Origin of the sequence: Streptomyces sp. NPDC055243, from assembly GCF_044544025.1 — a bacterium.
Classification (GTDB): Bacteria; Actinomycetota; Actinomycetes; order Streptomycetales; family Streptomycetaceae; genus Streptomyces.
Genome location: NZ_JBITWR010000016.1, coordinates 63,638 through 75,763, shown reverse-complemented (window position 1 = coordinate 75,763; position 12,126 = coordinate 63,638). Strand labels below are relative to the sequence as shown.

Below are 12,126 nucleotides of genomic sequence, written 5' to 3'. Positions count from 1 at the left end.
GCCCTCCCACGTACCCCACTACGTACAGGAGGCTGCATGTCGCACCACAGAACACGCCTGCTCGTGGCCGCCGTCCTGGGCGGTCTGCTCCTGACCCTGTTGCCAGGGTCGGGGAGCGCCGCCCAGGGCACGGCCGCGGCCACCGCGGCGGAGCCCGCGACCATGCTCGGCGGGGATCCGCGCAAGGACGCGATCTACTTCGCGATGACCGCGCGCTTCAACGACGGCGACGCGACCAACAACCGGGGCGGCAACCAGCACACGTCGTCCGGGAACGCGGCCAACGAAGACCCCATGACCCGGGGCGACTTCAAGGGCCTCGCCGAGAAGCTGGACTACATCAAGGGCCTCGGCTTCTCGGCGGTCTGGATCACCCCGGTGGTCATGAACCGGTCGGACTACGACTACCACGGCTACCACGGATACGACTTCTACGAGATCGACCCGCGCCTGGAGTCGGACGGCGTCTCCTACCAGCAGCTCATCGACCGGGCGCACGCCAAGGGCATGAAGATCTACCAGGACGTCGTCTACAACCACAGCTCGCGCTGGGGCGCCAAGGGCCTGTTCACCCCGACCGCCTTCGGCGTCCAGGACGCGGAGTGGGGCGACTACTACGACGACAAGGTGGAGGGCAAGGAGTACGACCCGCTCGACGAGGACGCCCAGGGCAACCCCTACAACGGCGACCGCTGGTCCACCGCGGAGCCGGCGGGCAACACCTGCAAGGACTGGGGCAAGCAGTCGGGCACCGGCGCCGACGGCCGGAAGATCTACAACTGCCAGTGGCCGAGCCCCACATCGGGCATGTTCCCGAAGTCCGCGTACCACCAGTGCTGGATCGGCAACTGGGAGGGCGAGGACTCGCGCAGCTGCTGGTTGCACGACGACCTGGCGGACTTCAACACCGAGAACACCGATGTGCAGCAGTACCTGATCGACGCCTACAACAAGTACATCGACATGGGCGTGGACGGCTTCCGCGTCGACACCGCCGTGCACATCCCGCGCACCACCTGGAACCGCCGCTTCCTGCCCGCGCTGCACGACAAGCTGGTGGCCAAGTACGGCGCGGACAAGGCCGACGACTTCTACGTCTTCGGCGAGGTCGCGGCCTTCGTGCACGACAAGTGGAACCGCGGCTCGGTCAACCACTCCGCGCAGTTCTACACGTGGAAGGAGCGCAAGGAGTACAGCGCGGATGACGCGGCGGCGTCCTTGGAGATGTACGCGTACGAACAGGCGCAGGGCACGGGCAACCAGCCGACCAGCACCAACGCGTTCCTGGAAGGGAACAGTTACCACGCCCCGGACCGCACGAAGTTCTCCGGCATGAACGTCATCGACATGCGGATGCACATGAACTTCGGTGAGGCCTCGAACGCGTACAACAACGGCAAGGACTCCGACGACTCCGTCAACGACGCGACGTACAACGCCGTGTACGTCGACAGCCACGACTACGGCCCGAACAAGTCCTCCACCCGCTATGCGGGCGGCACCGACGCCTGGGCCGAGAACATGGCTCTGATGTGGACCTTCCGCGGCATCCCGACGCTCTACTACGGCTCGGAGATCGAGTTCCAGAAGGGCAAGCAGATCGACTGCGGTCCCAAGTGCCCACTGGCGACGACGGGCCGTGCCTACTACGGCGACCGCCTCCAAGGAACGGTCACCGCATCGGACTTCGGCACGGTCGACAGCGCGAGCGGCGAGGTGGCCAAGACCCTGGACCAGCCCCTGGTCAAGCATGTGCAGCGGCTCAACCAGATCCGCCGGGCCGTGCCCGCGCTCCAGTCGGGCCAGTACTCGACCGAGGGCATCAGCGGCCAGATGGCGTACAAGCGCCGCTACACCTCGGGGTCCGTCGACAGCTTCGCCCTCGTCACCGTCTCCGGCGACGCGAGCTACAGCGGCATCCCCAACGGCACCTACACCGACGCCGTCACCGGTGACAAGAAGACCGTGACCGACGGCAAGCTCTCCGTCGCGGCCCCCGGCAAGGGCAACCTGCGCGCCTACGTGCTCGACCTGCCGGGCAACCCGGCACCGGGCAAGGTAGGCACGGACGGCCCCTACCTCAAGTAGCCTCGCCCCTCGCGGACGGCAGATGGATCAACCCCGCCTCCGTCGGACGGAAGCCGCAGGCGGCGAAGTAGAAGTCCCGTAGCCCGGGTTCGAAGTCGACGTGCAGCCACTCGCAGCCCGATTCCCGCGCATGCGCTGCGGCCAGGCGGACGACTGACGTGCCGATACCGCGACGCTGGTGCGAGCCCCGGGTCTTCGTGTCGAGCAAGAAGGCGTGGTCTCCGCCGTCCCATGCCACGTTCACGAATCCGACGAGGAGGTGCTCAGGGTCACGTGCCGCCACCCAACCGAGGCTGTGCTTCTGGATCTTGTTCCACCAGCCGGCCACGGCGTTGCCGCCGTGCGACCGGACCAGGTCGGTCAACTCCTCGTCGGTGATGAGGTCGCGCCATGTGTAGTCGATCGCTCCGCTCGCTTTGTTCATCCTGTGAGCGTCGGCGACCGGGCCCGGCGGGACAACTGCCTTAGTTGCCTCAGTTATCAGTCCCTGCGTGCGCTGCCCGCGAGACGGTCGGCGAACGCGGCGACCATCTCGCGCAGTTCGGCGGGGCGTTCGATCTTGAACGGCAGGTCGAGGGAGGCGAGGGCCGGGGGCAGCCAGTCGAGGTGTTCCGCCCGCAGCTCGACGCGCGGCCAGTGCTCGGGCCCGGCGGCGAGATCCGCGTCCGCCGCGGGTGTCGGCTCGTGAAGGGTGGCGACACTGGCGGGGAGCCGCGCGCGGATCTGCTCGGCCGTTCCGTTGATCCGCAGGGTCACCTCATGCCGGTACGGTGCCGCGGCGAGGCCCGACAGGAGGCGTTGCGCCGCGTCCGGTCCATCGGGTGCCTCGAACGTTCCGGGCTGGGTCCGCGCGTCCGCGACGCGATCCAGCCGAAAGGTCCGGTCCTCGCCGAGCCCGGGGTCATGACCGGTGAGATACCACCGGCCGGAGTGGGCGACGATCCCGTACGGGTGCAGCGTGCGTCTGCTGCTGCGTCCTTCGCGGTCGGTGTACCGCATCGAGACCGGCCGACGGTGGCGCACGGCGTCGGCGACGGCGAGCAGCACCGCGGCGTCCGGGGTGCCGGACCCGGCGGACGGCTGGGTGAAGGCGAGGGACTCCGTGACCGCGTCCAGCCGCCGGGCGACATGCGGGGGCAGCGCCCGCCGGATCTTGGCCGCCGCCGTTTCGCTCGCTGTGTCCGTCGCGGTGGCAAGCCCCGTCCGCTGGCCCGCGATCAGGCCGAGGAGCACGGCGAGCGCCTCGTCGTCGCTGAGCATGAGGGGAGGCAGCCGGTAGCTGGGCGCCAGACGGTAGCCGCCGTACCGGCCGCGCACCGATTCGACGGGCACGTCGAGGTCGTTCAGGTGCTCCACGTACCGCCGCACCGTGCGCTTGTCGACGTCGAGCCGGTCGGCGAGTTCGGCGATGGTCCGCAGGCCGCCCGACTGGAGCAGCTCCAGGAGGGTGAGGACGCGGCTGGTGGGTCGGGACATGATCCGAGTCTAGGGCTGATAGAGGGCGGATTCTGTCCCCTATTGGTCCTAGCGTGGGGAGCGCAACCGCACCACATCACCTGCAGGGAGAACGCCGTGGACTTCGTCTCGATCCGCATCATCACCGACGACGTGGAGCGCCTCGCCGCGTTCTACGAGAAGGCCACCGGGCTCCCGGCGACCCGGTACACCGAGGACTTCGCCGAGCTCCGGGCCGCCAGTTCCACGCTCGCCATCGGCAGCACCCGCACCGTCCCGCTGTTCGCGCCGGGATCCTCCCGGCCGGCGGACAACCACTCCGTGATCCTCGAGTTCCTGGTGGACGACGTGGACCGCGTGCACCAGAACCTGATCGGCTTCATCGACGAGTTCGTCAATGAACCCACCACCATGCCCTGGGGCAACCGGTCCCTGCTCTTCCGCGATCCCGACGGCAACCTCGTCAACTTCTTCACTCCGGTGACCCCGGCCGCCAGGGAGAAGTTCGCGGCGTAGGAGGCCTCGGCCCTCAGGCGGGAACCAGTCGGTAGGAGTCGCCCTCGGGGATCACGTGGCCTGCGGTGGGCGGCGGGAAGTGGCTGCCGAGCAGCAGGGTCCGGGTGCCGGAGAGCGAGCCGAGGAGCTCCCGGCGGGTCCTGGTCGCGGCCGCGGCGTCGATGTCCACGCAGCTGCCCAGACCGGGGTGGACCAGCTGGACGGGGTGGTGGACGCAGTCACCGGTGATGAGCGCGCTCTCGCCCTGACTGCTCAGCTCCACCGCCACCTGGCCCGGCGTATGGCCCGGGGTGGGACGCAGACGGACGCCCGGCGCGATGTCGGCGCCTTCAAGAGGTACGTCGACGAGGTCGAGCAGTCCGGCGTTCTTGATGGGGTCCACGGAGTCGCGGAACATCTGGCGCCGGGCCTCTTCCATGTCGACACCGGCCCAGTAGTCGTCCTCGGCACGGCTCGTGAGGTAGCGGGCATTGGGGAAGGTGGGCACCCAACTGTCGCCGACCGCCCGGGTGTTCCAGCCGACGTGGTCGGTGTGCAGGTGGGTGAGGACGACGAGATCCACTGTCTCGGGTGCGAAGCCGGCCCGTGTCAGCCGCGCCAGGTAGTCGCTGTTCAGGTTGTCCCACGCGGGGTTGGCCCGCTGCTTGCCGTTGCCGATGCCGGTGTCGACGAGCACGCGCAGCCCGTTCACGTCGATCGCGAAGCTGTGGCTCGCCAGCCGCAGGACGCGCTGGTCGTCGGCGAAGTCCGGCTGCAGCCAGGGGGCTTGGGCCACCACCTCGGGCGTGGCTCCGGGCAGCAGCCAGGGGCCCGTCTGCGGGGGCAGGGCTACTTCGTCGACGCGGTGGACGGTGAGGTCTCCCACGGTCCAGGCCGGCAGGTCGGTGGCGTGGTGGGCGGGGGTGGGCATGGGAGGTGCTCCTCTGCGTGGCGCAAGTGCCTGGTGTTTGCGTGGCGCGAGCGGCTGGTGTGAGTTCGCCGCTAAAAGCAATCTGTTTGCGTTAAGTCAACGTAGGCCCTACTGTCTCGCTAACGCAAACCATTAGCTTTTGAGTGCTGCCGGGCGGACCGCCGCCCCGCGCGGCGCGACGAGCCGAGCCGAGAGGGCCCGCATGGACACCACCGGACTCACCCCGCAGGAGGCCGCCCGATGGGCGCTCCGCGCGGGCCTGCCGCTGGCGAGCGACCGTCACGAGGAGGTGGCGGCGACTGCCAACCACATCCACTCCGTCATCGCCACGCTGCGCGAACTGGACTTCGGGGACACGCCGCCTGCGATGACCTACACGGCCGGACTGGAGGACGTCGATGCAGCCGTTTGAGCTGTCACTGACCGAGGCCGCCCGAGCCATCGGCGCGGGGGAGCTGTCCCCGGTCGAGCTGACCGATTCGGTGCTGGATCGCATCGGCGCGGTGGAAGCACGCCTCCAGGCCTACGTCACCGTCGCCGCGGACTCCGCCCGGAGCGCGGCGGCCGAGGCCGAGCGCGAGATCGCCGAGGGCCGCTCGCACGGCCCGCTGCACGGCATCCCCATGGGTCTGAAGGACCTGATCGACGCCGAGGGCATGCCCACCACGGCGAGCTCCCGCGTGCGGGCGGACCATGTCGCCGAAGGCGACAGCGCCGTCGCCGCGCGCCTGGCCGCGGCCGGAGCGGTGCTGCTCGGCAAGACCCACACCCACGAGTTCGCCTACGGGCTGACCACCCCGCAGACCCGCAACGCCTGGGACCACAGCCGGGTCGCCGGCGGGTCGAGCGGCGGCTCGGCCGTCGCCGTCGCGGCCGGAGAGGCCACCTTCGCGCTGGGAACCGACACCGGCGGATCGATCCGCGTGCCCGCGGCGCTCAACGGCGTGGTGGGCCTCAAGCCGACGTACGGCCTGATCCCCCGCCACGGAGTGACCTCCCTGTCCTGGTCCCTGGACCACGTCGGGCCCCTCACCCGCACGGTGCGGGACGCGGAACTCGTCCTCGCCGCACTGGTCGGGCGGGATTCGGGCGGCCCGGCGGCGTCGGGCGGCCGGACCTCCCCGGAGGCCGGTGACCTGTCAGGACTGCGGGTGGGCGTGCCGCGCAACTACTACTTCGAGCGCATCAGCCCCGAGGTCGAGGAGAGCGTGCGCCGGGCCATCGGGCAGCTGGAGCACCTGGGAGCCGAACTCGTCGAGGTCGAGATCCCCATGACGCGCTACATCCAGGCCACCCTGTGGGGGCTGATGGTCCCCGAGGCGACCGCGTACCACGAGGGGACGCTGCGCTCGACGCCTGACCTGTACGCGCCGGACGTCCGCGTCCTCCTGGAGGCGGGCGAGTTCGTGACCGCGGGCGACTACCTCCGGGCCCAGCGCGCGCGGACGTTGATGCGCGAGGCCTGGGCGCGGCTGTTCGGCCGCGTCGACGTGATCGCGGCCCCGGCGGTGCCGATGACGGCGGCCAAGTCCGGCCAGGACAGCGTGCGGTGGGCGGACGGCACGGTGGAGGCCGTCTCCGACAGCTACGTCCGGCTCTCGTCACCGGCCAACGTCACGGGGGTGCCGGCGCTGACCCTGCCCGTCGGCCAGGATCGCGCGGGCATGCCGATCGGCATGCAGCTGATGGGGCGCCCCCTGGGGGAGGCGACCGTGCTGTGGGTCGGGCGGGCCTATGAGGCGGCTGGCGCCGGAGCCGGGCGGCTTGCGCCGACGGCGGCCTGAGCTGGTGGGGCGGTCGTGGCGGCGGCACCACCTAGAAGCTACGATTTTGCATTAAGGCGATAAGGTGGAGTCATGAGTCCCAAGCCCATGGTTCGGCCCGGAGGGCGCAGCGCCCGGGTCCAAGAATCGGTCCACGCGGCAGTCCGTGAGCTACAGGCCGAGCTGGGCCGCGAGGCGCTGACCGTCCCTCTGGTCGCCGCCCGCGCGGGCGTGACGCCGTCGACCGTCTACCGCCGGTGGGGGGACCTGCAGGAGCTCTTGTCGGACGTTGCGGTCGAACACCTGCGCCCTGAAGAGCTGCCGGCCGACCTCGGCAGCCTGCGGGCGGACCTCGGCGCGTGGGCGGAGCAGTTCCTCGACGAGATGGCCTCCCCTGCGGGCCGCGCGTACATCAGGGACGCCCTCCTGGGGAACCCGGACGGCAGCAACGCCGGCCAGTGTTCTGCCTTCGCGGCGGACCAGATCGACGTCGTTCTGGCCCGTGCCTCGGAGCGGGGCGAGGCCGCCCCGGACGCCGAACAGGTCATCGACCAGGTCGTGGCGCCGATGATGTACCGCATCCTCTTCCGCCCCAGCCGGCTGGACGCCGCCTATGCGCGCGCACTCGTGGAGCACACCCTCGCGCAGCCCTGACTTCGGCGGCGCCGGAGAGGGGCAGGGTGCGGCTGGTGATGGGCACCGCCCATGCCACGCGCTCATGCCAGCCGCCCCATGCCGCCCGTTGAACGTCCTCTGGCGAACAGAATCAGCCCGGAACGGAGCATCTTCGCGCACTTGCGATCGTCATGAGAGACGGCGGCACCAGCTATTTGTCGCTTTGCTCGGGGACGCGCTGCCGTGCGCTACGGACCGCTAGCGTGTGGCCCGCACTTGTTCCCGTCGGGCCCTGTGGGCCCCGGAGGTGAGAGATGGCGGTTGCCGGCTCGGCGTCGGTCGGAACGATCCCGGTCCAGCACCTCCGGGCGGGCGATCATGCTTTCGTCAGTTACGCCGACGACGATGCGGGCCGCGACGTGGTGTCCGCCTTCGCGTGGGCGGGGCTCGTGAAGCGCGAGAAGGTGATGGTCTTCGCGGCTCCGCACCTGCACGAGGAACAGGTGTGGAACCGGCTCGACGCGCCGGGGGCCCTGCTGGGAGCCGCTCGCGAGAACGGGCAGCTGGTGCTCAGCAGCATGCGCGCCCTCATCCACCCCCAGGACGCGTTCACCCCCCACCGGCAGTGGGACCGCATCACCGAGGAGACCGACCAGGCCTTGGCCGAGGGCTACAGCGGGCTGCGCACCTATATCGACATGCACTGGGTGGGGGATCTGGGCGCCGATGTCCAGGTGATGATGCACCGTGAGTCCCACGCCCAGCATCTGTTCACCGGCCGCCCCTATACCGAGATCTGTGCCTACGACAGCCGCTGGTTCGACCCCGGTGTCCTGACGGCCATGCACGAGGCACACCCCTGCCGACTGCTGCCCCGCCTGGGTGCCCTGCACGTGGAACACGCGGAGGGGCTGGTGCAGTTGACCGGCGAGGCGGACATCGCCACCCGGGAGGAATTCATCGGCGCCGTGCGCGAGGGGCTCAGGCGCAGCGAGAATGCCCAGCCCCTGACCGTGGACCTGGGCGGCCTGGTCTTCCTCGGCGTCGCCTGTGCGGTGGACCTGCTGCGGCTGGTTCTGGAGCATGCGCACGGACCGGTCCGGGTCCACTGTCCACCGACACCGGCCCGCATACTGCGCCGAGCAGGCGCCGACCAGGTGCCGCACATGGTGATCAGTGAGGTGGACCGCTGATGACGACCACGCCAGGCCCCCGCGAGGTCCCTCCCGTCACCCTGTTGGAATCACGCTTCACCCAGGACGACCTGCCCCGGCTGCGGATGCTCGTCGACCAGTACGCGGACCACCTAGGTCTTGCCGAGCCGCGCCGCAGCGAATTCATCGTGGCCCTGGACGCCGTGGCGGTCAACGCGGTCGAGCACGCGGGCGGCGGCGGCACCCTGGTCCTCCAGCGCAGCAACGGCCATCTCGACTGCCACATCCACGACTTGGGCCCCGGCTTCAGCGCCGACGTCATCCCCGTGCTGGCTCCCGGCCTCGACGGCCACGCGGGCGGGCGGGGCCTGTGGCTCGCCGGCCTGCTCACCGACGAGCTCACCATTTCCGGGGGCCCCGGCGGGTCGATGGTGACCCTGACCGTGAACCTGTCCCGGTAGCGGGCCGCCGGAGCGCCTGGGCGCTTCGGTGATCAGGCGGCGCGGGGGTGGCGGCCACCCCTGCGGGCCAGCCGTGGCGCGGACGGCGCGGCAGGCCTAGCCTGGGCGGAAAGTCCCGTTATGGGGCCATGTCCGCGTGCCGGAAGGTTGACACTCTTGAGCGCGTCCCACGAGCAGCAGGACCCGCCGGAGCCCCGCGTGGGACCCGCCCCCACCGGTGCTCCGGAGTCCCGCCCCTACCACCATCCGGCCGCCGGCTGGGGAGCCGCCAAGGGCGTGACCCAATTCCTCGTGCGCGAGCGCGCGTTGGTGGACGGGCCGCGGGCGATCAAGCGGATGAACCACGAGGACGGCGGTTTCGACTGTCCGGGCTGCGCCTGGCCGGACGACACCAAGGGGCTGCACCTCGACATCTGCGAGAACGGCATCAAGCACGTCACCTGGGAGATGACCCGCAAACGGGTCGGCCGGGAGTTCTTCGCCGCGCACTCGGTGACCGAGCTGTACGGCTGGAGCGACTTCGACCTGGAGAACCAGGGCCGGTTGACGGAGCCGATGGTCTACGACCCCGAGAGCGACCACTACGTACCGATCAGCTGGCAGGACGCCTTCGAGGTGGTCGGCGGAGCACTGCGCGGCCTGGACGACCCGAACCGGGCCGCGTTCTACACCTCGGGCCGGCTGGGCAACGAGGCCACGTTCCTCTACCAGCTGATGGCCCGCGAACTGGGCACGAACAATCTGCCGGACTGCTCCAACATGTGCCACGAGGCCAGCGGCCGCGCGCTCAAGGCATCGCTGGGCACCGGCAAGGGGACCGTCGACCTCAAGGACTGGGAAGCCACCGACGCGCTGTTCATCCTGGGCGTCAACGCGGCCTCCAACGCGCCCCGGATGCTCACGGCCCTCGCCGACGCCCACGACCGCGGTGCCCAGATCGTGCACATCAACCCGCTGGTCGAGGCCGCCGCCACCCGCACCATCGTCCCGCACGAGTTCACGGACATGGCGCTCAACAAGGCGACGCGGACCAGCACCCTGAACCTGCAGCCGCGCATCGGCGGCGACATGGCCCTCCTGCGCGGCATGGCGAAGGCGATCCTGGAACAGTCCGGGCACGACCCGAAGGCACTGGACCGGGAGTTCATCGACCGGCACACCACCGGCTTCGACGCGTACCGCGCCCTGTGCGAGGCCACGCCGTGGGAGGAGATCGAGAAGCAGTCCGGGGTGAGCCGCGCCGACGTCCTCGACGCGGCCCGCGTCTACCGCGACGCCGACCGCAGCATCGTCAGCTGGTGCCTGGGCGTCACCCAGCACGAGCACGGCGTCGACACGGTCCGGGAGATCGCCAACCTGCTGCTCCTGCGCGGCAACGTGGGACGGGAAGGGGCGGGGCCGTCCCCGGTGCGCGGGCACAGCAACGTCCAGGGCAACCGCACCTGCGGCATCGACCACCGCCCCACCGAGGAGTTCCTGAGCCGCCTGGCCGAGGTCTGCGACATCGACCCGCCCCGCGAGCACGGCCTGGACACCGTCGCCACCATCAAGGCGATGCACCGGGGCGAGGTGAAGGTGTTCGTCGCCATGGGCGGCAACTTCGCCCTCGCGGCGCCCGACACCCCCTACACCTACGAGGCGCTGCGCAGCTGCGACCTCACCGTCCAGGTGAGCACCAAGCTGAACCGCAGCCATCTCGTCCACGGCCGCCGGGCCCTGATCCTGCCGTGCCTGGGCCGCACCGAGAAGGACCATCAGCGCAGGGGCGTCCAGAGCTCGTCGGTCGAGGACTCGATGAGCATGGTGCACCTGTCCATCGGCATGAAGCGCCCCGCGTCCCCGCACCTGCTGTCCGAGCCCGCGATCGTCGCCGGCCTGGCCCGGGCGGCGCTGCCCGACAGCGCCACCCCCTGGGAGTGGTACATCGAGGACTACGACCGTATCCGCGACACCATGGCCCAGGCCCTCGACGGCTTCGAGGACTTCAACCGCCGGGTACGGCTGCCGCTCGGCTTCCGCATCAAGCAGCCCGCCCGCGAGCTGGTCTTCCTCACCCCGTCGGGGCGCGCCGAGTTCTCCGCCGCCGCCCTGCCCGACGTCGTCCCCGCCCCCGGCACCCTGGCGCTCGGCACCATGCGGTCGCACGACCAGTGGAACACCACCATCTACTCGGACAACGACCGCTACCGGGGCATCAAGAACCTGCGCACCCTCGTCTTCATGAACCGGGACGACATGCGCGAGCGCGGCATCGCCCACTCCGCCCCGGTCGACATCACCAGCACGGCCAAGGACGGCAGCAGGCGCCACCTCAACGGCTTCCTCGCCATCCCCTACGACATCCCCCGGGGCTGCGCGGCCGGCTACATGCCCGAGATGAACGTGCTGTGCGCACTCGGCGACTTCAGTACCCAGAGCGACCAGCCGATCATGAAACACGTCAAGGTCACGGTCAGGCCTTCGGGGTGTGGCGCCGCAGTTTGACGGTGTAGTTGGTCCGCGTCGAGGGCTCCCCGTCGGGGCCCGTCAGGGCGTGCTCATGGGTGTCGCAGACGAGTACGTCCCACTGCTCGGCCGGCAGGTCGAGAGAGGCCAGGACCTTCTGGGGGCCGGGGAAGTCCACGCCGGGGTGCGGTTCGGTCTCCCAGGCGGGAAAGCCCATGTGGCCGACGATCAGGAGGATGCCGCCCGGCGCCACGGCCGCGGCGGCGTTCCGCAGGATCTCCTCGCGCGGCATCTCGTGCAGGGAGTGCAGGAACTGGGCGGAGACCAGGTCGTGGCGGCCGGCTGGGAAGGACGTGCCGAGATCGTGGTGCTGCCAGTCGACGCGGTCGGCGACCTGCGCCTGGGCCGCGTGCTCGGCCGCGCGGCCCAGGGCGACGCGGGAGATGTCGGTGGCGGTGACGCGCCAGCCCTGCCGCGCCAGCCAGATCGCGTCGCCGCCCTCCCCGCAGCCCAGGTCCAGGGCGCTGCCCGGGGTCAGGCCCTCGGTCTCGCGGACGAGTGCGGCATTGGGCTCGCCGCTCCACAGACGGCCGCTCTGGTTGTAGCGCTCGTCCCAGAACGCTGCGGCCGATCCGGCGGCGGAAGCGGTGGGGGAGTCGGTGGGGGTGTGGGTGTGCTGCTCGCTCATGGGTGCTCCTTCTGCTCTCCGGCAACCCTGC

The 12,126-nt window shown here is 70.4% G+C and carries 11 protein-coding genes and 1 pseudogene; 8 read left to right on the top strand and 4 right to left on the bottom strand.

Annotation, left to right across the window (positions count from 1 at the left end):
• Window positions 1-105 precede the first annotated feature (105 nt).
• Window positions 106-2,088: pseudogene (locus ACIGXX_RS34970) on the top strand (alpha-amylase family glycosyl hydrolase); the annotation flags it as partial.
• Here the strand turns inward: ACIGXX_RS34970 and ACIGXX_RS34965 are convergent.
• Together ACIGXX_RS34965 and ACIGXX_RS34960 are read right to left on the bottom strand one after the other, a co-directional pair.
• The gene (locus ACIGXX_RS34965; RefSeq protein ID WP_351169379.1) at window positions 2,081-2,512 is read right to left on the bottom strand and encodes a GNAT family N-acetyltransferase; all 432 of its coding nucleotides are present in this window, start codon (window positions 2,510-2,512) and stop codon (window positions 2,081-2,083) included. The pseudogene ACIGXX_RS34970 and the gene ACIGXX_RS34965 overlap by 8 nt on opposite strands.
• A gap of 56 nt (window positions 2,513-2,568) precedes the next feature.
• Window positions 2,569-3,564: a YafY family protein gene (locus ACIGXX_RS34960; RefSeq protein ID WP_351169376.1), complete on the bottom strand. Its 996-nt coding sequence runs from the start codon at window positions 3,562-3,564 to the stop codon at window positions 2,569-2,571.
• Window positions 3,565-3,660: 96 nt separating this feature from the next.
• Here ACIGXX_RS34960 and ACIGXX_RS34955 point away from each other — a divergent pair, with 96 nt between their 5' ends.
• On the top strand, window positions 3,661-4,059 hold the full coding sequence (locus ACIGXX_RS34955; RefSeq protein WP_361467471.1) for a VOC family protein: 399 nt from the start codon (window positions 3,661-3,663) through the stop codon (window positions 4,057-4,059).
• Between the two features lie 13 nt (window positions 4,060-4,072).
• Here the strand turns inward: ACIGXX_RS34955 and ACIGXX_RS34950 are convergent, their stop codons facing one another.
• On the bottom strand, window positions 4,073-4,969 hold the full coding sequence (locus tag ACIGXX_RS34950) for an MBL fold metallo-hydrolase (RefSeq protein ID WP_399981828.1): 897 nt from the start codon (window positions 4,967-4,969) through the stop codon (window positions 4,073-4,075).
• A 202-nt stretch (window positions 4,970-5,171) separates the two neighbouring features.
• Between ACIGXX_RS34950 and ACIGXX_RS34945 the strand changes: the two genes are divergently transcribed.
• The 6 genes from ACIGXX_RS34945 to ACIGXX_RS34920 all read left to right on the top strand — a co-directional run bounded on the left by ACIGXX_RS34945 (window position 5,172) and on the right by ACIGXX_RS34920 (window position 11,446).
• On the top strand, window positions 5,172-5,381 hold the full coding sequence (locus tag ACIGXX_RS34945; protein WP_399981824.1) for a hypothetical protein: 210 nt from the start codon (window positions 5,172-5,174) through the stop codon (window positions 5,379-5,381).
• Window positions 5,368-6,753, top strand: coding sequence for an amidase (locus ACIGXX_RS34940; RefSeq protein ID WP_399981821.1), 1,386 nt, complete (start codon window positions 5,368-5,370; stop codon window positions 6,751-6,753). The genes ACIGXX_RS34945 and ACIGXX_RS34940 overlap by 14 nt, the downstream gene beginning before the upstream one ends.
• A 72-nt stretch (window positions 6,754-6,825) precedes the next feature.
• Entirely contained in the window at window positions 6,826-7,386 is a 561-nt protein-coding gene (locus ACIGXX_RS34935; RefSeq protein ID WP_383825961.1) for a TetR/AcrR family transcriptional regulator, read from the top strand.
• Between the two features lie 275 nt (window positions 7,387-7,661).
• Window positions 7,662-8,540, top strand: coding sequence for an MEDS domain-containing protein (locus ACIGXX_RS34930; RefSeq protein ID WP_361467483.1), 879 nt, complete (start codon window positions 7,662-7,664; stop codon window positions 8,538-8,540).
• Window positions 8,540-8,962 carry an ATP-binding protein gene (locus ACIGXX_RS34925; RefSeq protein WP_399981816.1) on the top strand — a complete coding sequence of 141 codons (423 nt, stop codon included), beginning with the start codon at window positions 8,540-8,542 and terminating at the stop codon, window positions 8,960-8,962. Before ACIGXX_RS34930 ends, ACIGXX_RS34925 begins: the two co-directional genes overlap by 1 nt.
• 156 nt (window positions 8,963-9,118) lie before the next feature.
• On the top strand, window positions 9,119-11,446 hold the full coding sequence (locus ACIGXX_RS34920; RefSeq protein WP_399981813.1) for an FdhF/YdeP family oxidoreductase: 2,328 nt from the start codon (window positions 9,119-9,121) through the stop codon (window positions 11,444-11,446).
• Here the strand turns inward: ACIGXX_RS34920 and ACIGXX_RS34915 are convergent.
• On the bottom strand, window positions 11,415-12,095 hold the full coding sequence (locus tag ACIGXX_RS34915; protein WP_399981810.1) for a class I SAM-dependent methyltransferase: 681 nt from the start codon (window positions 12,093-12,095) through the stop codon (window positions 11,415-11,417). The two genes, ACIGXX_RS34920 and ACIGXX_RS34915, sit on opposite strands and share 32 nt — an antisense overlap.
• Between the last annotated feature and the right edge of the window lie 31 nt (window positions 12,096-12,126).